The organism is Caulobacter sp. P1_D6 (assembly GCF_056406095.1).
Map to the genome: position 1 here is coordinate 105,417 of NZ_JBFUAW010000008.1, position 25,750 is coordinate 131,166.

Consider the following 25,750-nt stretch of genomic DNA (forward strand, 5'->3'; position numbering starts at 1 on the left):
GCCATGTTCGTCATCCTGGGCGCCGGCGGCCACGTCGGCTCGGCCGTGGCGGACGCCCTGCTCGACGCCGGCGAGCCGGTCACCGTCGTCGTCCACCATGAAGACAAGGCCGCCGCCTGGCGCGGCAAGGGCGCCGAGGCCGCGGTCGCCGACGTCCTCGATCCGGACGGCCTGCGCGCGGTCTTCCGCCGGGGGACCCGCGCCTTCCTGCTGAACCCGCCCGCCGCCCCGTCGACCGACACCGACGTCGAGGAGCATCGCACCCTCGCCGGGATCGTGAAGGCGCTGGACGGCTCGGGCCTGGAGAAGGTGGTGGTCGAGTCGACCTACGGCGCCCAGCCCGGCCAGCGATGCGGCGACCTGAACGTCCTCTACGACTTCGAGCAGGCGCTCGCGGCCCAGCCCATCCCGGTCACCGTGCAGCGCGCGGCCTATTACATGAGCAACTGGGACGCGGTGCTCGACCAGGCCCGGCAGGGCGTGCTGCCGACGATGTTGCCGGCCGATCTGGCCTTGCCGATGGTCGCCCCGATCGACTTGGGCCGCGCGGCGGCCGATTTCCTGCGCGAACCGGTCGGCCGGGAGGGCGTCCGCTACGTGGAGGGACCGGCGCGCTATTCCCCCGCCGACGTGGCCGCCGCCTTCGCCAGGGCGGTGGGGCGGCCGGTCGAACCCAAGGTCACGCCGCGCGACCAGTGGGAGGCGGCCTATGGCGCGCTGGGCTTCTCGCAACCGGCCGCCGCGTCCTACGCCCGCATGACCCAGGTGACCACCGACAGCGTCTTCGAACCTGAAGATGCGCGTCGCGGCGAGGTGACGCTGGAGCGGTACATCCACGACCTGGTCAACGGCGCCGGCGGCTCATAGGCCGAAGGGGCGCCATCCCAGGAGGACCGCCGCGCCGGCGACGATCAGCATGATGTCGCACAGGCACGACAGCCAGAAGAACAGCGGATCGTCCCGACGATCGGCGCGCTCCCAGAGGCCGACCAGGGCCTTGTTCATGGCCATGGCGAACACCAGCCGGCCAAGGCCGCCGATCATCAGAAACAGACACGCGGCGATCAGGCCCGACTCCGTCACGGCCCTAGCGTCCCGCCGCCTCGAACGCCTCGAACTCGCGCTCCAGCCGCCACTGGGCCGTGGCCTTGCGGCTGGCCGCCAGGAACCTGTCGCAGGCCGGGCCGGCCTTGGCGCAGGCGGCCACCGGCGTGCGCGGCGAGGCCCACAGGCTGGCGCCGGACAGGAAGGCGTATTCCAGGCTGGCGCGGGCGGCGGCCTTGAGGTCGGCATAGCCCAGCCCCTGCTCGGTGACGGCGCGCAGGTACTCGTTGGTCAGGTCGATGCGCGAGACGCCCTCGTCGTCGGTGGACAGCACGAACGGCACCCCGGCCTTGCGGTAGAGGGCCAGCGGGTGGTCCGCGCCCTTCACGCCCAGGATGACGTCGTTGCTGGTCAGGTTGATCTCGACCGCGATCCGCTCGCGGGCCATGCGGGCCAGCAGCGCCTGGGCGCCGTCCTCGTAGGCGATGTCGACGCCGTGGCCGATGCGGCTGGCGCCGGCGACCTCGACCGCCTCGCGGACGTGGAAGCGCAGGTCGCGCGGCGTGACCAGGCCCAGGGTCAGCTCGCCGGCGTGCAGCGACAGCTTCACGTCCGGATACCTGGCCTTCAGGAACTGGAACATCCGCATGTGCAGGGCGTAGTCGGCCAGCGAGGTCGGATCGTCCTCGGGCGCGACGATGTTGACGCCGACGAAGCGCGGGTCGGCCTTGGCCAGGGCGAAGGCGGCCACCAGCTGGGCGAACACCACCGACGGCGACTGGATGCGCGTGCCGAACGCCTGGTAGCCCAGCACCACGGCGCAGGGGCCGGTGCGCGGCTTCTGATGCAGGCAGCCCTGGCGGCGGTCGGCCTCGGCTTCGGCGGCGTCGAACTCCTGGCCGGCCTTGGCGGTCATGGCCGGGATGGCGGGCTCCAGAACGGCATAGGCCTTGGCCATGTCGCCGTCCCAGGGCGTGTTCCGCGCCAGGTTGACCAGGTCGTACATCGCCGACGGGTTCACCGAGGTCTCGACATAGCTGACGTTGTCGCCGGCCGCGTAGTCGCGGGCCACCGCCAGCAGGGCCGGCAGGTTGCCGTCGGTCGCCGTTCCGAACCGGCCGAAGGTCGAGAAGAACTGGTCGTGGCCGGACGGCAGGGCTCCGTCGGCGCCGGGATTGTAGTTCCGCATCGACAGCGAGTTGATCGCCCGGCCGTAGAGCGCCGGATTGGTCTTGCCCAGGCCCTGGGCCGGGACCTTGCCCGGGGCGTCGCAGGGGCCGGGGGCGATGGCCGGCAGCGGGCCGGTGGTGACGCACAGCCCGCCCTCGCCCGCCCAGGCCAGGAAGTCCTCGGCATAGGCCGCGCCGGACAAATGGTTGTGCAGGTCGCCCCCCTTGGGCATGCCCCGCAGGAACAGCCGCAGCTGGGCGCGGTCCTTGACGATGGCGTCGAAGCGGGCGGCCGTGCGCGCCTCGGGCGACGGCGCGGCCTTCTGGGCCGGTTGGGCGGACGCCGCGCCCGCGGTCATAAGCAGAGCGCCCAAGGCAGCGCCCGCCAGTCGTTTCACGCCGATCATCGTCTCGCCCCGCCCATGTATTCCACTACCCCAGGGTGATCGGCATCGCCCTGCAAATCCAGCCCTCAAGATGGTCATGGCGCGGATTGTCCGCCGGGCTCACCGTCCGCGCTTCAGCGCCCGCCCGATCCTGGCCGACGACGGCCGGCCCGCGACGCCCTTCTTGGGGTTCAGGACGATCACCAGGATTTCGCCGTCGACCTTGACGTCAGCCTTGTCGCCCAGCGTCAGGTTCACGCGCTTCCAGCGGGCCAGCAGGTCGCGCCGGCCCGATCGGTCCATGTCCTCGAACGCCTCGGCCACGACGGCGGCCGCGTCGGCGATCGGCCCGGCCGTCTCGGCGGTCGCGGTGTCGACCAGGGTCACGTTCATCGGATGCTGGGCGGCCCGGGTGGCGCGGTGGCCCGACACGACCAGCGCCCGGAACAGCGCCACGAACGACAGGGTGCGCCGGCCCGAAAGCGGCTCGCCCGGTCCGGCCAGCATCACGGCCTGGCCGTCCGGCGCCTGGCGGGTGAACAGGGTGAGGCCGCCCAGCTTGCTGGCCCTCAGCACGGTGTCGCCAACGTCGTTCTTGAACACCGTGTCGCCGCGCGGCGCGGGATGGCCTTCCAGCAGCCAGACCTCGTCACGGTTCTGGAACCTGAGCAGGGCCTTGGGACCCGTGCGGTCCAGGACGAAGCTGTCGCCGCCCTCGGTCCGGAAGCGTCCGCTGGGCGCGAACATCGGCTTGGCGCGCAGGCCGACCTGGGCCTCCAGCCGCTCTTTCAGGGTCTCGGCCGCGCTCGGCGACGCCGACCCCGACGCCAGCAGCAGCATCGACGCCGCGATCCACCAAGCCTGGTGGCGGCCTGAGCGCCGAGACGTCATCGTGAACGCTGTCCCACGAACCGCGCCCCGGAAAGCCCAAGGCGTCATGAGATTGCCCGTCAACCTCGAAGGGCCAAGCTTGGCGCTTCCTCGCGGCGAAAGAATGTCACGCTTAGATCGGGTGTGGCCGGAGCTCCGCTCAGGCCACGGACGACACCGCCGCGCCGGTCTCGGGGGCCACCGACCAGTCGTGCAGCGGCAGGTTCAGCCAGGGCAGCTGGGTGGCGCCGACCGGCTTTTCCAGCAGGTCGGTGACCGCCTGGCCGGTGACGAACGGCGCTTGCTGCTCGATGCAGTGGTTCAGCTCGCGGCGCGTGCGCACGTCGGTGATCCCCTGCCAGACCTGCTTGCGGCGATAGATCGGCGCGTCGCGCATGAAGCGGTTCACCGCCGCCAGCCGGGTCGGCTCGTCCCCCTGGGGCAAGACCAGGGTGACGCTGCTGGCCAGGTCGCCGGGCAGCTCCTCGACCTGGAAGGCCGGATCGGTGACGCGCAGGTCCAGGCGGGAGAAGAACGGATCGAGCGCCCGCTTGACCTGAGACAGGGCCGAGAAGGACGGGGCGCGCGGCGTGTCGTAGATGGCGGCGGCCAGGCGGGCGCGCGAGCCTCGGGGCAGGGCCTCCAGATGCGGCAGCAGCGCGGCCCGGGCCCCGGGCTTGACGATGGTCGAGAAGCTGATCGGGAAGAACATCACCCCGACGGGCACGGCGGCCAGGGCCTCGGCGGCGGCGCCCAGGACCAGGATGTCGTCCTCGGGCCGGTCGACCTCGACGCCCGCCGCCGACAGGCCGAACGCGGAGGAGACCTGGGCCTGCCGCCAGACCGCCATGCTGCCGATGAACACCTGTCGGGGGCCGTGATAGACGCCGCGATAGCCGACCCGGGCCGGCGGACCGGCGCTGGCCTCCAGCGGCGCCAGGGCCGCCAGTTCCTCCATGGTCGGCGCGCCGTGGATCGGTCCGCCCTGGGGCACGACCGAGCTGATCTCCGTCGGCGTGATGCGGCAGACGCGCCCGGCGATCGAGCCGTCGTCCTCGCCCGCCAGCAGGGCCTTGAGCTCGGCCGCGTGAAGGCCGGCGAAACGCATGACGTCGGTCTGGTCGCCTTCGAACATCAGCAGGGCGATGTCGCCCTCGCCCTTCTCGCCGAACAGCTTGAACTGCAGGTCGCGGGCCAGGGCCTGCAGCTCGCGGGCGTCCAGCTTGGTGGCGCGCGGGTCGGCCAGGACGAACGAGAACGGGGCCACCAGTCCATAGCGGCGCGGCCACAGCCAGGTGGTCTCCAGATAGGCGCCGGCCACCTTGCCGACCAAACCGGCCATGGTGTCGTTGTCGGCGAACCGCAGTTCGTCGCCCACGAAGACCTTCAAGCACGCGATCGCTGTCATGCGGGCAGGATGCACGGGGAAGGTTAGCGGAATCCGGATGCGCGCGAGGAATTGTCCGCGACCCACTGTCGCGGAGAACGCCGGGTCTAGGTCGCTAGGCGACCTTCAGCGGCAGGCCCTGGGCCGGGGCGGCGCCGATCGGGCTGGCCATCAGGTCGCTGATCGCCGGACCCGAGACGAAGCGCAGGCCGGCGGCGCGGCAGGCTTCCAGTTCGCGGGCGTCACGCAGGCCGGTCACCCCTTGTCGAACGCCCTTCGCGCGATAGGCGCTCTGGGCCGAGGCGAACTTGGCGATCGCCTCGACGCGGATGCGCAGGTCATCGTCCGGCAACGTCAGGGTGATGCTGGTGGCCAGGTCGCCCGGCAGGGTGCCGACCGGGAAGTTCGGCTCGGTGATGTTCAGGTCGATGAAGGCGAAGTGCGGCTGCAGGAACGTGCGGATCTGGTTCAGCAGGCCCAGCGAAGGCTCGCGCGGGGTGTCGTAGATCGTCGCCCCCAGGCGCGCCTGCATGGCCATCGGATAGCGCGACAGCCGGCGCTTGTAGGCCTCTTGCGAGGCTGGGCTGGTCAGGTTCCAGAAGCTGAACGGCACGAACAGCATGCCCGCGTCGCCGGCCTTGGCGAAGGCGGCCTGGGCGTCGTTCAGGCAGTTGAGGTCGCGGGACAGCAGGGCGGCGTCCTCGGTGGGACGCGGGCCCAGCAGGTCGGACCGCAGGCCGATCACCGCGCCGACGAACGATTCCGACGGCGGATGATACAGGCCCCACCAGCCGGTGGCGGGCGGGGGCGGCGGCTTGGGCTTGTCGGGCGCCGGCGCGGGCTTGGGCTTCGTCGCGGCGGCGGCCGGCGGAGCGGCCGAGGGTGCGGCCAAGGGCGCGGATTGAGCGGCGGCCGGAGCGGGTTCGGCGGCCGGGGTCGCGGCGGGCGCGGCTTCGGCGGCGGGCGCGGCGGGCGCGCTCTGGGCCAGCTCCGTCTGGGCCAGGGCGGCGTGCAGGGCCTCGTCGACCACGGCTTCGCTGGGCGCGCTGGGGACGGCGCGGATCTCTTCGGCGGTGATCACCTGGACGTGGCCGGCCGGACCGGCATAGCCGCGGCCGGCGATCAGGCTGGCCAGCGAGGCCTGGGACAGGCTGGCGAATTGCAGGACGGCGGACTCGTCGCCCTCGAAGGTCAGCAGGCAGACCTGGCCGGCTTCACGGCCGGGGAACAGGCCCGCTTCCAGCTCGACCGCCAGGGTCTGCATCTCGACCGGATCCAGGCTTTCGGCCTTGGTGTCGGCCAGCACGAAGGCCAGCGGCGCGACGGCGCCGTAGCGGCGAGGGGCCTTCCAGCGATGCTTGAGATACAGGTCCGCGGCGGCTTCCACCTGGGACACCGGGATGTTCCGACCCGCCTCGGCGGTCCCGGCGACCAGAATTCTCAAGCACGCAATAGCCGTCATGGAGCCGGAAACTACGCGCGAAAGCTTGGCGAAATCTTTACGAGAACATAGCTAACGCCATCTTTACCTCAAAGATCAGCGTTCTTCGCAAAACCGTGACAATTGGGCGCGGGTTGGAGGGCAAGTCGCCCACCGCCCTTTCATGCCCGTCATCCTCGGACTTGTTCCGAGGATGACGATCCGGACTAGGCAAACGTTTCCTGCAGGCGGAAGTCCAGGCGCTGCTTGACCCCCGGCCAGTCGGCGTCGGTGATCGAGAACACGGCGGTGTCGCGCACGTGGCCGGTCCAGGTGATCTTGTGGTTGCGCAGCACGCCTTCGCGGTCGGCGCCCAGCTTCTCGATGGCCGCCTGGCTGCGGCTGTTGCGCTCGTCGATCATGAACTCCACCCGGATCGCGCCGGCGTCGAAGGCGTGGCCCAGCATCAGGCGCTTGGACTCCGGATTGACCGGGCCCGAACGGACGTCGGGGTGCAGGAAGGTCGAGCCGACCTCCAGACCCTTATGCAGCTTGCGGATGTTCAGATAGCTGGAGGTGCCGACCACCTTGTTGTCGCTCAGCCGGCGGATGGCGAAGCCGATCCGCTCGCCGCGCTGGGTCTCGCCCTTCAGCGCGCCCCACCAGTCGGCGAAGCCCTCGCCGCAGCCGTTGGTCGACATGATCTCCCAGCTGGCGGGATCGCAGTCGATCGCGCCCTTCAGCTCGGCGCGCAGGTCGCCGGCCATTTCGAGGGTGATCGGTTCCAGCCGCACGTAGCGGCCTTCGAGGGGGTGAATCTGGATGTTCATGCGCGGGACAATGACCTCGACCGGCGGCGCCGCGCAAGGCGGGTCCGAACGGATTGGCGCCCCTTCTTTCGGCCGTGGTGGTTCTTTGCGCTCGGGAAGACGGCGTCGAGAGTGAAGGGCGGCGCGCGCTGCTGACACATCCCGACACCCCGAATGCGCAAGTTCCGGGCGGCGGCGACGCGCGCGACCGCTTAACGACGACCTGCGGCCGCCCAAGGCCGCGACGCCGAGGGGAGAAGGCCATGATTTCGAACATCCGACGGACCCGCCTGGGGACCGCATCGCTGCTGGCCGGAGTGGCCCTGGCCGCCCCCGCTCTCGCCGACAACGTCGGGTCGTCACGCCAGTCGCTGGACGAGGCCTGGTGGACCGGACCGATCCTGGCCTCGGGCGCCTCGACCCTGCCCAAGGGCCGGGCGCTGATCGAGCCCTATCTGTACGACGCCAAGCCCTACGGCGTGCTCGACGGCGAGGGCAAGCGCCACGACGTGGCCGATTCCGACACCTTCGGCTCGCTGACCTACCTGCTGTACGGCGTCACCGACACCTTCACCGCCGGCATGATCCCCCGCTTCGGCTACGCCAAGGCCGGCGGCCGGTCGAGCTCGGGCGTCCAGCTGGGCGACCTGACCGTCCAGGGCCAGTACCGCCTGACCCAGTGGAAGGAAGGCGGCCGCACCCCGACGGTCTCGGTGCTGCTGCAGGAGACCCTGCCCACGGGCCGCTATGACAAGCTGGACAACCGCCCCAACGACGGCTTCGGCAGCGGCGCGTACGCCACCACCCTGGGGGTCAATTCCCAGACCTATTTCTGGACGCCGAACGGCCGGATCCTGCGCACCCGCCTGAACTTCGCCTACACCCGCTCGGGCCACGCCGACGTCGAGGGGGCCAGCGTCTACGGCACGCCTGTCGGCTTCGACGGCCGCGCCAAGCCGGGCGACTCGTTCATTGTCGACCTGGCCTTCGAATATAGCATCACCCGCCGGTGGGTGGCGGCGATCGACCTGGCCTATCAGCGCGACGCGGCGACCACGGTGTCCGGCGTCGACGGGGCGGGCGCGGCCTACGAGCGCCGCTCGCCGGTCAGCCAGGCCCTGATCCTGGCCCCGGCCGTCGAGTACAATTTCAGCCCCGTCCTGGGCGTGATCGCCGGCGCCCGCATCGTCCCGGCCGGCCGCAACACCACCGCCTCGGTGACCCCGGTGATCGCGGTGAACTACGTGCTGTAGGGGGCCGCGCCGAGGGTGGTGACGCCTCGCGAAGCTGACTAGGCTCGGCTGACGCGGAGGAGTTTCGAATGGCGTTCGCAATCAAGGCAGCCGCCCTTGGCCTGGCCGTGACCTTGGCCCTGTGCTCGAGCGCCGGAGCGGAGGACCCGCCCAAGGGCCTCAGCACGTTCGGCATGGACGGCAAGGTCGGGACCTACCTGGTCGGCATGCAGCTGACCGTGCGCGATCACCGCGACTTCGTGTCCGCCCACTATTTCTACGTCAAGTCGCTGACAGATATCCCGCTGACCGGCCGGATGGACGGCGACACCCTGACTCTTCGGGAGCCAGGCGGCGGCGCGTTCCGGCTGCATCTAGTCACCAACGCCTCGGCGCGCGGCCAGGCCCTGACCTTCTACAACTCGACCGGCCTAGCCGGAACCTGGACCCAGGGCGCCCGGACCCTGCCCGTCGAGATTGGTTTCTCGACCTCGTATGACGGACCGCCTCGGGCTCGGCACTACGAGGAAATCACCGACGTGTCCGACGCCGCCTTCGAAGCCCGAGCCAGCAAGTTCTTGAAGGCGGCGGTGCGCGGCGACCGCGCTGCGGCGGCCGACGCGGTGTCGTATCCGCTGCGGATCAACGGCGACCGCCCGAAGACCATCCGCAACAAGGCCGAACTGCTGGCGCAATGGAACAGCATCTTCACGCCAGGCCTTGTCGCCGCCCTTAGGGAAGCGGTTCCCCACGAAATGTTCGTCCGGCAGGGCCTGGCGATGGACGGCGACGGCGTCGTCTGGTTCGACGCCAAGGGCGCCAAGGTCATCAACGGGCGATAGCGCCGCCAACCCCGCTTGCCGTCCGCGTCAGTTCGGTGCTAGAACCATTTCAAACAAGCGTTTGACAGCACAAGAACGGGACCGGGAAACGCCATGGATTTCGAAATCTCCGCCACCCAGCGCAGCTTCCTCGACCGCGTGACCGCGTTCATGGAAGAGCACATCGTTCCCGCCGTCCCGGTCTACGAGGCCGAGATGAACGTGCTCGGGGCCGAGCGCTGGAAGGTCGTCCAGGTCGTCGAGGAACTCAAGGCCAAGGCCAAGGCCGCCGGCCTGTGGAACTTCTTCATGCCGCCTCACAGCGGCCAGGTCCATGTCGACGACACCTTCCAGTTCGAGGGCGTCCAGCTGACCAACCTCGAATACAGCCTGATCGCCGAACAGCTGGGCAAAATCGGCTTCGCGTCCGAGGTCTTCAACTGCTCGGCGCCCGACACCGGCAACATGGAAGTGCTGATGCGCTACGGCACGCTGGAGCAGAAGGAGCGCTGGCTGCGCCCGTTGATGAACGGCGAGATCCGCAGCGCCTTCCTGATGACCGAGCCGGCGGTGGCCAGTTCGGACGCCACCAACATCGAGACCCGCATCGAGCGCGACGGCGACTTCTACGTGATCAACGGCCGCAAGTGGTGGTCGTCGGGCGTGGGCGATCCGCGCTGCAAGGTCGCCATCGTGATGGGCAAGACCGACCCCGACAATGCCAGCCGCCACCAGCAGCAGAGCCAGATCCTGGTGCCGATGGACGCCCCCGGCATCGAGATCGTCCGCATGCTGCCGGTGTTCGGTTATGACGACGCCCCGCACGGCCACGCCGAGGTCATCCTCAAGGACGTGCGCGTGCCGGTCGAGGAAGGCCTGCTGCTGGGCGAGGGCCGCGGCTTCGAGATCGCCCAGGGGCGCCTGGGCCCCGGCCGCATCCACCACTGCATGCGCACCATCGGCACCGCCGAGGTGGCGCTGGAGAAGATGGTCAAGCGCCTGATGAGCCGGAAGGCCTTCGGCAAGTACATCTCCGACCACTCGGTCTGGGAGGAGCGCGTCGCCGAGGCCCGCATCAACATCGAGATGTGCCGCCTGCTGTGCCTGAAGGCCGCCGACATGATGGACAAGGCCGGCAACAAGTCGGCCCGCCTGGAGATCGCGATGATCAAGGTCGCGGCCCCGCGCCTGGCCCTGAAGATCATCGACGACGCCATCCAGGCCCACGGCGGCGGCGGCGTGACCACCGACTTCGGCCTGGCCAAGGCCTATGCCGGCATCCGCACCCTGCGCCTGGCCGACGGCCCGGACGAGGTGCACGAGCGCACCATCGCCCGCATGGAGTACGGCAAGTACGGCGACTTGGCCTACCAGCAGAAGGCCGAGCGCGAGCGGGCCCGCGAAGTGGCCGGGATCCGCTAGGGTCCGCTCTCCGCGCTGACATGATGAAGGCCTCCCGGATCGCTCCGGGAGGCCTTTCTCTTTTGCCCCCCGCTCCCACCATCCGTCATCCTCGGACTTGTTCCGAGGACCCCTGCTTCAGCCGAAAAGAAGGATGATCCGTGGGGTGGTGAGATCGCGGGCTGACCCCAATGGGTTGTCGCCCTACCCCACCAACACCTCGGCGATCTGCACCGCATTCAGCGCCGCGCCCTTGCGCAGGTTGTCGCCCGTCACGAACAGCGCCAGGCCGTGTTCGACGGTCGGGTCGGCCCGCACGCGTCCGACGAACACCGGATCCTGGCCCGTGGCCGCCAGCGGGTTGGGCGCCTCGACCAGCACCACGCCCGGCGCGCGGCCCAGCAGATCCAGCGCATCGGCCACCGAGATCGCCCGCTCGAACTCGGCGTTGATCGACAACGAATGGCCCGTGAACACCGGCACCCGCACGCAGGTGCCCGACACCGGCAGGCCCGGGATCTCCAGGATCTTGCGGGTCTCGTCGCGCAGCTTGGCCTCCTCCTCGGTGTAGCCGTCCCCGCCGAGCTTGTAGTTCAGCGGCACCACGTTGAAGGCGATCGGGGCCACCCACTTCCGGGGCGCCGGGAAGGCCACGGCGGCGCCGTCCCGCGCCAGGGCCGCGCCGCCGTCCCGCACCGCCAGAACCTGCTCGCGAAGCTCCTCGATCCCGGCCAAGCCGCCGCCGGACACCGCCTGGTAGGTGCTGACCGTCAGGCGCTTCAGGCCCGCGGCCGCGTGCAGCGGCTTCAGCGCCGGCATGGCCGCCATGGTGGTGCAGTTGGGGTTGGCGACGATGCCCTTGGGGATCGAGGCCAGGGCGTGGGGGTTCACCTCGGCCACCACCAGCGGCACGTCCGGGTCGTCGCGCCAGGCCGAGGAGTTGTCGATGACGATCGCCCCGGCCGCCGCGACCCTGGGCGCGAGCTCCCGCGAGGTGTCGCCGCCGGCCGAGAAGAACACGATGTCCAGGCCCGCATAGTCGGCGCTGGCGGCGTCCTCGACCACGATCTCCCGGCCGCCGAAATTCAGCGTCGTTCCAGCCGATCGCGCCGAGGCGAACAGGCGCAGCGAGGCCAGCGGAAAGCGCCGCTCGGCCAGCAGGGTCCGCATCATCTCGCCGACCAGGCCGGTCGCGCCGACGATGCCGACGCGAGGCGTCCTGGACAGGGGATTGGAAGGGGAAAAGGCCGGGCTCATGTCATGCGTCTCCTAAGGGTGCGGAGGCGCGGGGAGGTCTGCCGGTCTGGAAGAACGGCCCCGCGCGTCGGCGGGGCTCTGTCCGGATCGTCGCGCTCTAGACCTCGCGCACACCCGCAGACGCCCCGCGCAAGCGGGTCGGTTTGCGAATAATGGCCTTGGTCATGGCGACGGACATGGCCAAGCTCTCTAGGGGCGGACGCGGCGGATGTAAACCTTCCGACGCGCCCGCTTCAGGAGGCGGCTACTTCGGATAGGCGGACGAAGGTCCCCAGGCCCCGGCCTCGGTCGGATCCGACGCATCGATCGCCGCCACCGTCTGGCCGCCCACCGGGATCATGAAGCCCGGCGCCCGACGCGGAACCGGGCTGGCCGCCGGGGCGGCCGGGGTGCGCGGCGCGCCGACCGCCTCGCTGACGCATTGGGCGGTGTCGGTCAGGGCGTGCTGGCCCAGGCAGTAGACGTCCTCGTAGTGCGGACCCGCCACGGCCAGGCACTGGTAGAGGTTCAGCTTGGCCATCTTCATGCAGCCGGCGCTCTTCTCCTCGCTCATGATGTTGTCGAGGTCGCCGACACTGTCGTCGTCGGCCGCGCCCAGCAGCGCCAGGGCCGCCAGGGCCGCGGCCCGCACGGTCACCGGCGTGAACACCGCCCCGCCCTCGCCGCCGCCGCCGAAGCCGCCGCCCTCGCGCGGGGCGGTCGCCGCCTGGATCAGCCGGCCGGTGTCGTCTTCTCCGGGATTGAAGAAGGCGGCCGACATCGCCTTGATCCTGGCCAGACGGCCGGCGGTGTCGGAGATCGGGCCCTTGGACCAGTCCTGGCGCTGGACGTCGTAGGCCGCCTTCTTGACCGCGCGGCCGGTGATCCCCAGCGGCGCGGCGCGTTGCAGCAGGGCCGCCTGGGCCCGACCGGCGGCCGCGCCTACGCCTTCGATCTCGATGACGCTTTCGGGATCGTCCCGCAGGCGGGCGACCAGCACCTCGCGCGGGACGTCGCGCGTGGCCCGGCGGACGCCGTCGATGAACGCTTGCTCCTGCAGGGCCGCGATGGCCCCGTAGGCGATCATGCCGGCGTCCAGTTGCTCGGGCTGGTAGGCCCCGCCCTTGGTCAGGGCCTCGGCGACGCCGCCGCCGTTCTCGAACGTCGCCGAAATGGCCACGGCGCCGCGGGTGTAGGTTTCGAAGGCGCTGGCCGCGGCGACGACGTCACGGGCCAGGCTGACGCCGGGCTCACCCCGCTCCTGGCGAGCAACCGCCCCTCCAGCGGCCAGGGTGGCGGACACGGCGACGGCGGCGATGAGCGCGCTCGTCGCCCAAAGGACTGACTTTTTCATCTTGATAGCCCCAGGCTGAACCTCAGCCCCTACTAGACGTCCCTCGCGATTGAACATTCCCGAATATTCTTACCAAATCGAGCGTTATGGTTCATGTATTGGACCATTTTACTGCGCGCTTTTGTCGCGGTAAGGTATTCCACGGGCGATGAATAGGGATTCTACTGAGGAAATGTCGAGTACTCGACATTTCTACTCTGGTTAATACAGGCGCAGGGCGCGGCCGGCGTCGTCATCCTCGCGCCCTGGGCGAGGATGACGGGCACGGACGAAGGCGGACTAGTTCCCCGCCGGGACCGGTGAACTCATCGTCGCCACGGCCTGGCCGGCGGTCGGGATCATGAAGCCCGGGACCGGACGCGGCGCCGGCGCCGCGGTCGGAACCGCCGCTCCGCCCGCCGCGCCGGTGACGCACTGGGCGGTGTCGATCAGGGCGTGCTGGCCCAGGCAGAAGACGTCCTCGTAGTGCGGACCGGCCACGGCCAGGCACTGGTAGAGGTTCAGCTTGGCCATCTTCATGCAGAAGCCGCTCTTCGGCTCGTGCATGACCTTGTCCAGCCTGGCGACATCCTCGTCGCCGGCCGCGCCCAGCACCGCCAGGGCCGCCAGGGCCGAGGCCCGCACGGTCACCGGGGTGAAGGCCGCGCCGCCCTCGCCGCCGCCGCCGAAGCCGCCGCCCTCGCGCGGGGCGGTCGCCGCCTGGATCAGTCGGCCCGCATCCTCGTCGCCGGGGGCGAAGAAGGTCGCCGACATCGCCTTGACCTTGGCCAGGCGGCCGGCGCTGTCGGCGATCGTGGCCTTGGACCAGCCTTGGTGCTGGACGTCGTAGGCCGCCTGCTTGACCGCCTTGCCGGTGACGCCGAGCGGCGCGCCGCGCTTGAGCAGGGCCGCCTGGGCCCGGCGGGCCGCGGCGCCGACGCCGTCGATCTCGAGGACGCTGTCGGGATTGGTTTCCAGGCGCTGGATCAGCACCTCGGCGGGCGTCTCGCGCGCCGCCTGGCGGACGCCGTCGATGAAGGCCTGCTCCTGCAGCGCCGCGATGGCGCCGTAGGCGATCATGCCGGCTTCCAGCTGTTGGGGCTGGTAGGCCGCGCCCTTGGCCAGGGCGTCGGCGACGCCGCCGCCGCTCTCGAACGCCGCCGAGATGGTCCCCGCGCCGCGGGTGTAGGTTTCGAAGGCGCTGGCCGCGGCGACGACGTCGCGGGCCAGGCTGACGCCCGGCGCGCCGCGCTCCTGGCGAGCGACGGCCCCTCCCCCGACAAGAGAGGCGGAGATGGCGACAGCGGCGACCAGCGCGCTCGTCGCCCAGATGACGGGATATTTCATGGTGATGGCCCCAGACCGAACTTGAGGCCTATTGGGCGATCATCGCGGTTGATCACCTTCTAATGTTCGTGCCGAATGGCGCGTTAAGGTTCGTGTATTGGACCGTTTTGATCGCGCATTTTGTCGCACCTAAGCTTACGCACCAGCGGCAATGTCGACTTCACATCACTATTCGTGGAAATGTCGATGAATCGACACTTTCAACGCAAACACTACTTGTCGCGCGAAGATTGCATGCGGGTGGCGACACCCGCGCCCGTCGGCACTCAGACGTTGCTGATGACGACGTCCGAAAACCGCGAGACGTCGCCCCGCCCCGGGTTATGATCGGGCGCATGGATCTCGACCCCGACGTTTGCTACCGCGCCATCCAGACCCGCGACGCCCGCTTCGACGGCCGGCTGTTCGTGGCCGTGAAGACGACGGGCATCTACTGCCGGCCGGTGTGCCCGGCGCGCACGCCGCTGCGCCAGAACGTCACCTTCCACGCCAGCGCCGCCTCGGCCCAGGAGGCCGGCTACCGCGCCTGCCTGCGCTGCCGGCCCGAGACCTCGCCGCAGCTGGGGGCCTGGAACGGAGCGTCCAACACGGTGAGCCGCGCCCTGGCCCTGATCGAGGCGGGCGCGCTCGACTCTTCAAGTGAGGATGGGGGCGACGTCGAGACCCTGGCCGAGCGGGTGGGCGTCGGCGGGCGGCAGCTGCGGCGGCTGTTCCTGCAGCATCTGGGGGCGACGCCTGTAGGCGTGGCCCAGACCCGGCGGGTGCTGCTGGCAAAGCAGCTGATCCACGAGACCGACCTGCCGATGGGCGAGGTGGCCCTGGCCGCCGGCTTCGGCAGCGTGCGGCGCTTCAACGAGACCTTCCAGCAGCTTTACGACCGCCCGCCCGCCGCCCTGCGCCGGAGGAAGGCGCTCCCCGCGCCGGCCGGAGAAGCCATCTCCCTGACCCTGCGCTACCGCCCGCCCTACGACTGGGACGGCATGCTGGCCTTCCTGGCCATGCGCGCGATCCCGGGCGTCGAGCACGTCGACGGCAACGTCTATCGCCGGGTGATCGCCCTGGACGGCGCGGCCGGGACCATCGCCGTGACGCCGATCGGCGGCGATCGGTTGAGCGTGGCGGTGCGCTTTCCAAAGCCCTCGGCCCTGCCGCGCATCCTGGCCCGGGTGCGCGGGGTGTTCGACCTGTCGGCCGACCCGGTCGGCATCGGCGAGGTGCTGTCGCGCGATCCCGACCTGGCGCGGATGGTGCTCTTGCGGCCCGGCCTGCGGGTGCCCGGCGCCTGGGACGGCTTCGAGCTGGCGGTGCGGGCGATCCTGGGCCAGCAGATCACCGTCGTGCAGGCCCGCAAGCTGGCCGGCGACCTGGTGGCCGCGCACGGCGAGCCGCTGGCCGAGACTTCTCCCGGATTGGGGGCGGAGCCGGGCCTGACCCACGCCTTCCCGTCGGCCGAGCGCCTGGCCGCCGCCGACCTGTCCGGCATGAAGATGCCCGGCGCGCGCATCCGCTGCCTGTCGGCCATGGCGGCGGCGATCGCGGCCGATCCGAACCTGCTGGCCCCGAACGCCAGCCTGACCGAGATGGTCGCCCGCCTGCGCGCCCTGCCCGGCATCGGCGAATGGACGGCGCAGTACATCGCCATGCGCCAGCTGCGCGAGCCCGACGCCTTCCCGGCCGCCGACGTCGCCCTGATGCGCGCCCTGGCCGACGCCGACGGCGTTCGCCCGACTGCGGAAAAGCTGCTGGCGAGGGCCGAGGCCTGGCGGCCCTGGCGGGCCTACGCCGCCCTGCACCTGTGGGCCTCGCTCGCGGACGAAGGCGCGCCGCCGGTCCGGAAGGTCAAGCGTGCGGCCTGAGGTCCTGGCGCTGGAGGTGCTGGCCACCCCGATCGGCGAGATCGACGTGGTCACCGACGCGCAAGGACGGCTGCGGGTGCTGGAGTTCCACGACCAGCCCCAGCGCCTGGCCCGGGCCCTGCGCCTGCACCACCGCGGTCGGGCGGTGGAGACCGGCGCGACGGCCACGGCGGTGCGCGACGGCCTGGCGGCCTATTTCGCCGGCGAGCTGGCGGCGCTCAGAACCGTGCCCTGGGCGATCGGCGGCACGGCCTTCCAGCGGCAGGTGTGGAACGCCCTGGTCGAGATCCCGCTGGGCGAGGCGACCAGCTACGCCCGCCTGGCCGAGCGGATCGGCCGCCCCAGCGCCGTGCGCGCCGTCGGCCTGGCCAACGGCGCCAACCCGATCGCCGTCGTCGTGCCCTGCCACCGGGTGATCGGAACCGGCGGCGCCCTGACCGGCTACGGCGGCGGGATCGAACGCAAGCGCTGGCTGCTGGCGCACGAGGGCGTCCAGCCCTGATCGGCGCCGTTCGTCGCTTTCCACCGACATTTCGAAGACGCCCTGTCGAAATCGCGCCTCCCGCCGCGTCCTAGGGAGATGACCCCTCAGGAGCGCGCCATGACCATTCCCGTCCTCGAAGCCCGGACCCTGCTGAACGGCCTGGTGATGGGCGAGTCGCCGCGCTGGTGGAACGGGCGGCTGTGGATCTGCGACTGGGGCGCGCGGGAGCTGGTGACGGTCGACATGGCCGGCTGTCGCGAGACGATCGTGCCGGTCGACGCCCTGCCGTTCTGCATAGATCCCCTGCCCGACGGCCGGCTGCTGGTCAGCGCGGCGGGCCAGGTGTCGTACATGGCCCCGCATCGCCAGTTGAAGCCCTATGCCGACCTGTCGAACCTGTCCGACAAGCCCTGGAACGAGATCGTGGTCCACAATCGGGGCCACGCCTACGTCAACAACATCGGTTTCGACTTCCCGCACGGCGAGGTGACCACCGGGATCATCGCCCTGGTCACGCCGAACGGCGCGCCGCGCCAGGTCGCCGACGGGCTCGAGTTTCCCAACGGCATGACGATCACGCCCGACGGCAAGACCCTGATCGTGGCGGAGTCCTACGGCCAGCGCCTGACCGCTTTCGACATCGCGGCCGACGGCGGCCTGGCGAACCGGCGGGTCTGGGCGGAGGTCGACGGCCATCCCGACGGGATCTGCCTCGATGCCGAAGGGGCGGTCTGGTACGCCTGCGTGCCGGGGCGCTGCTGCGTGCGGGTCGCCGAGGGCGGACGGGTGCTGGCCCGGGTCGAGGTCGATCGCGGCTGCTTTTCCTGCGCCCTGGGCGGGCCGGACGGGAGCACCCTGTTCATCGTCGCCGCCGACTGGCGGGGGCCGGAAGGCATGGCCCAGCCGTCGCCGAGCGGCGTGGTGCTGACCGTCCAGGCTCCCGCGCCCGCCGCGCCGCGCGCCTAGGCCGCCACACCCCGCGTTGCCACGCTCCGCCCAGCCCGTAAGATGGCGGCGTCCCGCGGAACCCCGAGCGTCATGCAGCTGTCCCTTCCGACCACCACCTCCGTGCGCTGGCTGAGCTGGCTGCGGCGGCGGATCCGGTCCAGCGAGCTGTGGCTGATCGCGGTGGCCATCCTGATCGGCGCCGGGGCCGGAGCCCTGGCGGTGCTGCAGGCCAAGCTGGCCCACGGCCTGCAGGTGCTGCTGTTCGCCATCGACATGGACGCGCGGCTCAGCGCCCAGAGCGTGATCGCCCCATGGCGGCTGCTGGCCATCCCGATCGGCGGCCTGGTACTGGGCGTGGCCACCTGGGCCTGGCTGAAATATCGCCCCAAGCCCGCCGTCGACCCGGTCGAGGCCAACGCCCTGCACGGCGGCCACCTGTCGATCCGCGACAGCACCTTCATCTGCGGCCAGACCCTGCTGTCGAACGGGGTCGGCGCCTCGGTCGGGCTGGAGGCCGCCTACGCCCAGGCCGGGGCGGCCATCGCCTCGTTCGCCGGCCAGCGGCTGAACCTGCGCCGGGCCGACATGCGCACCCTGGTCGGAGCCGGAGCCGGGGCGGCCATCGCCGCCGCGTTCGGCGCGCCGCTGACCGGCGCCTTCTACGCGTTCGAGATCGTCATCGGGGCCTATACCGTCGCCAACCTGGCGCCCGTGGCCGCCGCCGCCCTGGCCGCGGTGCTGGTGGCCGGACGGATGGGCGGCCTGCCCTATCTGCTGAAGACCTCGACCCCGGCCGTGCAGTCCTGGTTCGACTACGGCCTCTACGCCCTGCTGGGCGTGGTCTGCGCGTTCGCCGGCATCGCCCTGATGCGGCTGGTCGCCTCGGCCGAGGGGCTGGTCGGCAAGACCAAGCTGCCCAAGACCTTCCGGCCGATGGTCGGCGGGCTGGGGCTGGCGGCCATGGCCCTGATCACCCCCCAGACTTTGTCGGCCGGCCACGGCGCGGTGCACGTCAATCTGACGGCGGACCTGAGCCTGCGGATGCTGGTGGTTCTGCTGGCCATGAAGGCCCTGGCCAGCGTCGTGTCGCTGAGCTTCGGCTTCCGGGGCGGGTTGTTCTTCGCCTCGCTGTTCCTGGGCGTGCTGGTGGGCCAGATCTTCGCGGCCCTGACGGTGTTCGTGCCCTGGCTGCCGTCGCTGGACCCGACGGTGGCGGCCCTGGTCGGGCTGGGCGCGTTCGGCGTGGCCGTGGTCGGCGGCCCCTTCACCATGTCGTTCCTGGTGCTGGAGGCGACCGGCGACTTCACGGTGGCCGCCGCGGCACTGGTGGCCTCGCTGATCGCCAGCGCCATCGTGCGCGAGACCTTCGGCTACTCGTTCTCGACCTGGCGGCTGCACCTGCGCGGCGAGACCATCCGCAGCGCCCACGACGTCAGCTGGATGCGCCCCCTGACCGCCGGGCGGATGATGCGCAAGGACGCCAAGACCATCCCCGCCGAGGCCACCCTGGCCGAGTTCCGCCGCCGCTATCCGCTGGGCTCGACCAAGCGGGTGGTGGCCCTGGACGCCACGGGCCGCTACGCCGGCATCGTCCGCACGGCCCTGGCCTACGCCCATCCCGACGACAGCGAGCTGCCCGTGGCCACGCTGGTGCTCTACGCCGACACCGCCCTGTCGCCCGACGAGTCGATCAAGGACGTCATGCGCGCCTTCGACCACACCCAGGCCGACGAACTGGCGGTGATCGACGCCAACCGGGAGGTGATCGGGATCCTGTCGGAGGCCTACGCGACGCGGCGCTACGCCGAGGAGCTGGACAAGGCGCGGCGCGAGCTGACGGGGGAAGCGGGGTAGCGTCACGAACCTTCTCCCAGAGGGAGAAGGAGGGGCCCGCGCCTAAGGCGTGGGAGGATGAGGGGTTAAGTAAATCGGGTTGCCGATCAGCAGCAGCCGTCCCTGGGCGTCGCGCAGGTTCAGCCGCACCCAGGTGGCCTTGTCGCCCATCTTCACCGTGAAGGCGCCGGTCGGGCTCACCGTCACGGCCAGTTTGGCGCCGTCGCGGATCACCTCGAGGCCCGACATCTCGCCGCCGGCCAGGGACGCCGTGAAGGCCACCGCCTCGCCCGGCTTCGCGGTCAGGACGCCGCCCATCACCGCCTGGCCGGACTTGGCGCGGGCGGTCAGGTCCAGCGTGCGGTCCTTGGTCCCGTCCAGGTCGATGAACACCCGGCCCGCACGAACGCCCGCCAGGACACCGGCCGTCGACAGTTCCTCGGCGTGGATCACCGTGGTCGGGCGACCGACGGCGCCGGGGGTTTCGGGGGGCAGGCCGGCGTCGTGGTTGTCGCTGCCGCCGACGGCGGTGATGCGGTGGCCGGCGTTCAGCTGGGCCTCCCAGAAGGGCACTCCGAACAGCGGCCCCTCGGCCCCGCCGCCCTGGGCGCGCTGCGAGCCGCCGTTGGCGACCTCGATCGACTGCACCTGGTCATAGTCCGTGTCCGGAACGGTCCAGCCGCAGCCCATGCACATCTCGCCCGACGGCGAGCTGGGGTGGTTGATCGAGAACACCCCGCCGGCCGCCGCCACCGCGTCCTGCAGGGCCTTGATCGTCGGCACGCTGGGATCGCCCAGGCGGAAGTCGATGAAGGCCGTGGGGCCAAAGACGTTGGCGTGGCCCTGGAAGGTGGTGACCTCGCGGCCGGGGATCAGCAGCAGCTGGTCGAAGGCCGGCTGCAGCTCGGCCATCGCCTCGTAGTGGCTGGTGGTGTTGTGGTCGGTGATGGCGATGAAATCCAGGCCGCGGGCCTGGGCCGCCTCGACGGTGCGATAGACCGGACACGGCGCGCGGACGCCGGACTGCGCCAGGCACGAGCCGTCGCTGTGGGCGGTGTGCATGTGCAGGTCGCCGCGATACCAGCCGGGCGCGGCCTTCAGTGGCGCGGGCGCGAAGCTGGTTGTTACGGGGCCGCGCTCGAAGGTGATCCTGGCCTCGTAGGCGGCGCTGGAGCCGGGCCTCGCGTTGGGCACGCCCAGCAGCAGGGTCCAGCGGCCGGCCGGCAGCGGGCCGGGCAGGTAGCTGGGGGTGGCGTCCTCGGTCGAGAGCGTGAAGCGCTTCTTGTTGCCGCCGCTCCAGCCACGGAACCGCACCGGGTCCAGCAGGCCCAGGTCGACGACGGTCTTCTGGTCGCGGGCGTAGTCGACCTCGACGGTCAGGCGGGTGACGCCGTCGGGCACGTCGAAGGTCACGGGCTTATAGGTCTGGTGGTCGGCGCCCAGCACCTGTCCGGTCAGGACCAGGTCGGGCTTGGCGGTTTGCGCCCAGGCCGGGGCCGCGAGGAAGAGGAAGATCAGCGCCAGCCAACGGACCATGTTCGGCTCCCTAAAAAGGCGGGCGACCGGTGCAAACCGGCCGCCCTAGTCGCGGGGAATTCAGGGGAAGAATCGACCACATCCGTCTCCCCGGCGAAGGCCGGGGCCCAGGTGAAACCCACGAGAGGCTCCTGATGAATCTGGATCCCGGCCTTCGCCGGGAAGACGGCGGTGGAGTGGTTCAAGGCGAAATGTGAAGCTTAGAAGCGGTACATCAGCGCCGCGCGGAACGAGCGGCCGAACTCGGGCCGGCCGATGCCGTACAGGGCCCCGGCCTCGCCGCTGATGATCTGGCCGGCGCGCGGATTGCCCTCGGTCAGGCCCAGCTCGTCGAACAGGTTGTTGCCGTAGGCGTAGACCGTCAGCGCGTCGGTGATGTTGTAGCGGACCGTCGCGTTGACCAGGGTGTAGGCCGGCAGCTTGGAGCTGTTGGCGGCGTCCGAATAACGGTCGTCGTAGCGCTCGACGCTGGCTTCCAGCCGCAGCTTGCTGTCGATCAGGTTCAGGCCCGGGGTCAGGCGGAACGAGGTCTTGGGCACGCGGATCAGCTGGTTGCCCGTGAAGTCCCGGGTGCGGCTGGCCGTGGCCGCCGGCGGCTTGACCTGGCAGGTCGGGTCGGACGCGGCGACCGTGCAGGCCTCCTCGAACTTGTAGTCGCCGAACTCGGGGTTCTGCAGCGTGGCGTTGAAGCGCAGGTCGAACCACGAGACCGGCCGCACCACGCCTTCCAGTTCCAGGCCCAGGGTCTTGGTGTCGGTGACGCTGGTCTGGCTGACATAGGCGCCGGTGGTCGGGTTGAACACCAGGCTGCCGAAGCCGAGGTTGTCGTAGGTGGTCTGGAAGGCCGTGGCGTAGAGCTCGATCTTCGGGGTCACCCATTTGAAGCCCAACTCCGACAGATCCATGGTCTGGACCGTGCCCGTCGAGTTGGTGGCGTTGGTGATGTAGTCGCCCAGCGACGGCAGGCGGAAGGCCGAGGTGAAGCGGCCGAACATGCCCATCTCGCCGGTGAACTTGTAGTCGACGCCGACGGTCCAGCCGGCGTGGTCGAACTTGCGGTCCAGGCGGTCATAGACGCCCGTGCCGGCCAGCACGGTGTCGTCGGCCGGGGTCGGCGACTGGCCGAGGTTCTTGGTCGCGGACCGCTCGCTGCGGCCTTCGAACTCGATCTTCTCCCAGCGCACGCCGGCGTCGATGCGCAGCTTGGGCGTGATGCTCCACTCGTCGGTCAGGTACAGGGCGACGGTGTTGGACTTGCCGTCGCCGTTGGCGAACTCGGCGCCGTAACGGCTGATGCCGTTCTCGGTGAAGCTGTAGAGCGCCTTGCCGGCGGCGTCGACGGCCACAAGGTCCAGGCGTCGGGCGTTGCTGCGCACGTCCAGCAGGGCGTTGGCCGAGTAGCGGTTGAAGGCCTCTTCCACGTGGGCGGTGTAGACGCCGAAGGCGACGTCGTGGCTCTGGTCGCCGAACTGGAACTTGTGGGTGACGCGGGCGTCGTTGATCAGCTCGTCCAGCGGCACCGAGACGTAGCGCAGCGACCCGTCGATCACGAGACCGTTGCCGTTCTGGCCGGCGCCGGCGGTCTGGAAGACCTGGTCCGGCGTGGTGCTGTAGCGCAGCTGCAGACCGACGGCGCCGGGAATGACCTGGCCCAGGTTGGCGGCGTTGTTGTTGGCCTTCAGGAAGTCGGCCTGCACCTGGGCCATGCGCGCCGTTCCTAGCACCGGGGTGTTGGGGAACAGGCCGATGCGCTTGGACTCCGAGGTGCGGTAGCGCAGCGTGTCCGAGAAATGCCAGCCGTCGAAAGGCTCGTACTTGAAGATCGCCGTGGCCTGGGTCAGCTCGACCTCGGTGCCGCGCGTCAGGTCCCAGTCGAACGGACCGGTCGGGCCGCGCAGGGTCAGGTGGGCGGTTTCCGGGCCGGCCAGGGTGCCGGTCAGCGGGTCGAAGCCGGGAGCGGCGCTGGGGTCGCCGGCGGCGTTGAACTTCAGCGGCACGCCCGCGAACAGGATGACGTTGTCGTCCAGGTTTTTCAGGTTGAACTCGATGCTGCCGCGCTCGAACTCGCGGCCGGCCTCGACGCGCCACTGATAACCCTTGTTGGCCGTGAAGCCCGGGTCGCGGATGCCGTCTTCCTCGCGCCAGAAGCCGCCGACCGAGGCGTGCCAGCCGGCCGCCAGCGGGCCGCCGTAGAACAGGTCGACGCGCTTGGTGCCGTAGTCGCTGATCTGGACCTTGGCCAGGCCTTCCGGCGTGTCGCCGCCCTTGCGGGTGATGAAGTTGACCGTGCCGCCGGGGGCGTAGGAGGCGAAGATCGACGAGGGACCGCCGCGCACCACTTCGATGCGGTCGATGGTCTCGTCCAGGCGGAACGACTGGTCGGCGTTCAGATAGCCCAGGCCGCCGTCATGCTGGATCGGCGCGCCGTCTTCCTGCAGGGCGATGGCCGAATAGCCCTCCTGCGGGATGCCGCGAGCGCGGATGTTGGCGCTGGCCTCGCCGCCCGAGGCCTCGACCCAGAAACCGGGCACGGCCTTCAGCGCGTCGGCCACGCCCATCGGCGAGCGCAGGCGCAGCGACTCGGCGCTCATGGTGGTGACCGCGTAGCTGGTCTCCAGCCGGGTGCGGGCGTCCGAGCCGGCGCGCGAGGTGACGATGATCTCGCCGACCATGTCAGCCGCCGGCTCACCGGCCAAAGGGGCCGAGCCCTTCTGGCGCAGGGTGATGACCTGGGCGTTGGCCGAGGCGATCTCCAGCTCGCCGCCGTCGATCAGCCGGCGCAGGGCCTCCTCGCGGCCGTAGGCGCCCTTCAGCCCCGCGGTCCGGTGGCGGGCGGCGACGTCGTAGGGGAACATCAGCTGCACGCCGGCCTGGCGCGAGAAGGCGTTCAGGGCGGCGGCGGTGTCGCCGGCCGGAATGTCGAAGGTCACGCGCGCGGCGGCTTGAGCCTGGGCGGCGGCCGGGACGATGGAAACCAGGGCCGTGGTGGCCAGCAATGCGCATGCGCCGATGCGCAGGCCCAAGGTCTTGATCATAGGAGAGCCCCCTTGTCGTTGGATCGCCGTGATCGGCGTCTCGAACGGCAAGACGGGGGAGCGGGGCAAAACCCCTATCGAGATTTAAGAAGAATTCGCGACGGCCCGTCCTCGACGATCCGTACACCGAAGGTCGTGCGCAGGGCGTCCAGGAAGCTGTCGGGATCGCCGGTCAGGAAGCGTCCGCCCAGGCGCAGGGCCCCGGCCTTGTCGTCGCCGATCACCAGCTTGCGGGTCAGATAGCGATTGTATTCCTCGACGGCGACCGACAGGGCCTGGCCCTCGAAGACGATTTCGCCGCGCCGCCAGGCCTGGACCACCTGGACCTCGGCCTCGGGGGTGGCGACCACGTCGATGTGGTGGGCGGTGATCTCCAGCGCCTGGCGGGCGTCGGCCGGTCCGGTGACCTGGGCCTGGGCCGCGCCCGAGGCGGTCCGCACCGCCGCCTGGCCGGCCAGCACGATCAGGTCCAGCCCCGCGGGCCGCAGGCGGGCGTTGAACTGGCCGGCGGCCAAGCGGGCCAAACCCTGGGACGTGAACAGCTCGAACGGCCGCAGGCTGTCGTGGACGACCATCAGCGCCGCCTCGCCGCGCGACAGCCACAGCCGCCGCCGCTTGCGGTCGAACCGCCAGAAGACCTCGGTGTCGGTGTTCAGCTCGACCGAGCTGCCGTCGGGCAGGGCCAGGGTCCGGCGCTCGCCCACCCCGGTGACCACGCGGTCGCGCAGCAGCACGTCGCGGCCCAGCCAGGCGCCGCCGACCAGGCTCGCCGCCAGGGCCGCGCCGCCGCCGGCCAGCCAGGTCCGGCGACTGGGCCTGGGAGTCGTCTGGTCGTCGGCGTCACGCAGGGCGTCGAGGCGCGTCCAGGCGCTGGCCACCTCGGCGAAGGCCGCCGCGCGGCGAGGATCGGCCTCGCGCCAGGCGTCCAGGTCCTGTTCGGAAGCACGACCGGCGTCGAGACGCGCCAGCCACAGCGAGGCCTCGGCGATCAGCGCGTCTCTGTCTTGATCGCCCGGTTGCGCCATGAACTCGATCGTTTCTCGATACTGCGGCCATCGCCCGTGGCCAGGGCCTTGGTCAAGAGCTTGAGGCCCTTCGCAAGGTGTTTCTCGACTGTAGAGACGGACAAGTTCAACCTAACCGCTATCTGTCCAGGCGACAGGCCGTGCATTTTTCGCAAGGTCAGCACTTTTCGGCACTGGACGGGCAGGCGTTCCAGCGCCGCCAGCACCATGTCCAGCTCCTGACGGGCGCTGGTCACCGCATAGGCGTCCGGCGCCGGGTCGGGCAGAGCGTCCATCTCCAGCACCCCGATCTGACGGATGCCCACCACCTTGGCGCGGCGGAAACGTTCGAAGGCCAGGTTGCGGATGATGGTCATCACGAACCGCTCGGGAGCCTCCAGCCGCCGCCACTCGGCCACGCCCAGCACCTTGGCGTAGGCTTCCTGCACCAGGTCCTCGGCATCGCCCTCGTCGCCGACCAGCTTGCGGGCGTAGGCGCGGTAGTTGCCGGCGTAGGGCAGCACGCTGGCGGCGAACCAGCGGTCGATGTCACGAAGCCAAGCCATGGAAGACGTCCCGCCCCCTCATCGCGCGCCAGG

At 70.6% G+C, this 25,750-nt stretch carries 21 protein-coding genes; 8 read left to right on the forward strand and 13 right to left on the reverse strand.

Annotation, left to right across the window (positions count from 1 at the left end; all coding sequences use genetic code 11):
- Window positions 1–3 precede the first annotated feature (3 nt).
- Window positions 4–867, forward strand: coding sequence for an NmrA family NAD(P)-binding protein (locus AC1DYP_RS05470; RefSeq protein ID WP_477045468.1), 864 nt, complete (start codon window positions 4–6; stop codon window positions 865–867).
- Here the strand turns inward: AC1DYP_RS05470 and AC1DYP_RS05475 are convergent.
- The 6 genes from AC1DYP_RS05475 to AC1DYP_RS05500 all read right to left on the reverse strand — a co-directional run bounded on the left by AC1DYP_RS05475 (window position 862) and on the right by AC1DYP_RS05500 (window position 7,106).
- Window positions 862–1,083: a hypothetical protein gene (locus AC1DYP_RS05475; protein WP_477045469.1), complete on the reverse strand. Its 222-nt coding sequence runs from the start codon at window positions 1,081–1,083 to the stop codon at window positions 862–864. The genes AC1DYP_RS05470 and AC1DYP_RS05475 overlap by 6 nt on opposite strands.
- Window positions 1,084–1,087: 4 nt before the next feature.
- A complete protein-coding gene (locus AC1DYP_RS05480; RefSeq protein ID WP_477045470.1) occupies window positions 1,088–2,587 on the reverse strand; it encodes an adenosine deaminase family protein in 1,500 nt (499 codons plus the stop codon).
- 132 nt (window positions 2,588–2,719) lie between these two features.
- On the reverse strand, window positions 2,720–3,490 hold the full coding sequence (locus AC1DYP_RS05485; protein ID WP_477045471.1) for a DUF4908 domain-containing protein: 771 nt from the start codon (window positions 3,488–3,490) through the stop codon (window positions 2,720–2,722).
- Window positions 3,491–3,629: 139 nt separating this feature from the next.
- Window positions 3,630–4,847: a hypothetical protein gene (locus tag AC1DYP_RS05490; protein WP_477045472.1), complete on the reverse strand. Its 1,218-nt coding sequence runs from the start codon at window positions 4,845–4,847 to the stop codon at window positions 3,630–3,632.
- Window positions 4,848–4,971: 124 nt separating this feature from the next.
- Window positions 4,972–6,300, reverse strand: coding sequence for a hypothetical protein (locus tag AC1DYP_RS05495; protein WP_477045473.1), 1,329 nt, complete (start codon window positions 6,298–6,300; stop codon window positions 4,972–4,974).
- 203 nt (window positions 6,301–6,503) lie between these two features.
- Window positions 6,504–7,106, reverse strand: a complete 603-nt coding sequence (locus tag AC1DYP_RS05500; protein ID WP_477045474.1) for a GNAT family N-acetyltransferase — start codon at window positions 7,104–7,106, stop codon at window positions 6,504–6,506.
- Window positions 7,107–7,348: 242 nt separating this feature from the next.
- Between AC1DYP_RS05500 and AC1DYP_RS05505 the strand changes: the two genes are divergently transcribed.
- From AC1DYP_RS05505 to AC1DYP_RS05515, 3 genes are all read left to right on the forward strand, one after another.
- Window positions 7,349–8,338 carry a transporter gene (locus tag AC1DYP_RS05505; protein WP_477045475.1) on the forward strand — a complete coding sequence of 330 codons (990 nt, stop codon included), beginning with the start codon at window positions 7,349–7,351 and terminating at the stop codon, window positions 8,336–8,338.
- 68 nt (window positions 8,339–8,406) lie between these two features.
- Window positions 8,407–9,159, forward strand: coding sequence for a hypothetical protein (locus AC1DYP_RS05510; RefSeq protein WP_477045476.1), 753 nt, complete (start codon window positions 8,407–8,409; stop codon window positions 9,157–9,159).
- Between the two features lie 93 nt (window positions 9,160–9,252).
- Complete coding sequence (locus AC1DYP_RS05515; protein ID WP_477045477.1) at window positions 9,253–10,560, forward strand: acyl-CoA dehydrogenase family protein; 1,308 nt, start codon at window positions 9,253–9,255, stop codon at window positions 10,558–10,560.
- A gap of 183 nt (window positions 10,561–10,743) precedes the next feature.
- Here AC1DYP_RS05515 and AC1DYP_RS05520 read toward each other — a convergent pair whose 3' ends face one another.
- The 3 genes from AC1DYP_RS05520 to AC1DYP_RS05530 form a co-directional block, all read right to left on the reverse strand.
- Window positions 10,744–11,796, reverse strand: a complete 1,053-nt coding sequence (locus AC1DYP_RS05520; RefSeq protein ID WP_477045478.1) for an aspartate-semialdehyde dehydrogenase — start codon at window positions 11,794–11,796, stop codon at window positions 10,744–10,746.
- Window positions 11,797–12,040: 244 nt separating this feature from the next.
- Window positions 12,041–13,129: a hypothetical protein gene (locus AC1DYP_RS05525; protein ID WP_477045479.1), complete on the reverse strand. Its 1,089-nt coding sequence runs from the start codon at window positions 13,127–13,129 to the stop codon at window positions 12,041–12,043.
- 279 nt (window positions 13,130–13,408) lie between these two features.
- Window positions 13,409–14,455, reverse strand: a complete 1,047-nt coding sequence (locus AC1DYP_RS05530) for a hypothetical protein (RefSeq protein WP_477045480.1) — start codon at window positions 14,453–14,455, stop codon at window positions 13,409–13,411.
- Between the two features lie 335 nt (window positions 14,456–14,790).
- Between AC1DYP_RS05530 and AC1DYP_RS05535 the strand changes: the two genes are divergently transcribed.
- The 4 genes from AC1DYP_RS05535 to AC1DYP_RS05550 all read left to right on the forward strand — a co-directional run bounded on the left by AC1DYP_RS05535 (window position 14,791) and on the right by AC1DYP_RS05550 (window position 19,597).
- Window positions 14,791–16,311, forward strand: coding sequence for an AlkA N-terminal domain-containing protein (locus AC1DYP_RS05535; protein ID WP_477045481.1), 1,521 nt, complete (start codon window positions 14,791–14,793; stop codon window positions 16,309–16,311).
- A complete protein-coding gene (locus AC1DYP_RS05540) occupies window positions 16,301–16,813 on the forward strand; it encodes a methylated-DNA--[protein]-cysteine S-methyltransferase (protein WP_477045482.1) in 513 nt (170 codons plus the stop codon). Before AC1DYP_RS05535 ends, AC1DYP_RS05540 begins: the two co-directional genes overlap by 11 nt.
- Window positions 16,814–16,912: 99 nt before the next feature.
- Window positions 16,913–17,761 (forward strand): SMP-30/gluconolactonase/LRE family protein, encoded by an 849-nt coding sequence (locus AC1DYP_RS05545; protein WP_477045483.1) that lies wholly within the window; start codon window positions 16,913–16,915, stop codon window positions 17,759–17,761.
- A gap of 72 nt (window positions 17,762–17,833) precedes the next feature.
- Window positions 17,834–19,597, forward strand: coding sequence for a chloride channel protein (locus AC1DYP_RS05550; RefSeq protein WP_477045484.1), 1,764 nt, complete (start codon window positions 17,834–17,836; stop codon window positions 19,595–19,597).
- A gap of 42 nt (window positions 19,598–19,639) precedes the next feature.
- On the opposite strand, the gene AC1DYP_RS05555 is transcribed toward AC1DYP_RS05550, so the two are convergent.
- From AC1DYP_RS05555 to AC1DYP_RS05570, 4 genes are all read right to left on the reverse strand, one after another.
- Window positions 19,640–21,112 carry a CehA/McbA family metallohydrolase gene (locus AC1DYP_RS05555; RefSeq protein WP_477045485.1) on the reverse strand — a complete coding sequence of 491 codons (1,473 nt, stop codon included), beginning with the start codon at window positions 21,110–21,112 and terminating at the stop codon, window positions 19,640–19,642.
- A 200-nt stretch (window positions 21,113–21,312) separates the two neighbouring features.
- Window positions 21,313–24,147, reverse strand: coding sequence for a TonB-dependent receptor (locus AC1DYP_RS05560; RefSeq protein ID WP_477045486.1), 2,835 nt, complete (start codon window positions 24,145–24,147; stop codon window positions 21,313–21,315).
- 74 nt (window positions 24,148–24,221) lie between these two features.
- Window positions 24,222–25,172 (reverse strand): FecR family protein, encoded by a 951-nt coding sequence (locus AC1DYP_RS05565; RefSeq protein ID WP_477045487.1) that lies wholly within the window; start codon window positions 25,170–25,172, stop codon window positions 24,222–24,224.
- Window positions 25,136–25,717, reverse strand: coding sequence for an RNA polymerase sigma factor (locus AC1DYP_RS05570; protein ID WP_477045488.1), 582 nt, complete (start codon window positions 25,715–25,717; stop codon window positions 25,136–25,138). Before AC1DYP_RS05570 ends, AC1DYP_RS05565 begins: the two co-directional genes overlap by 37 nt.
- Window positions 25,718–25,750: the final 33 nt, after the last annotated feature.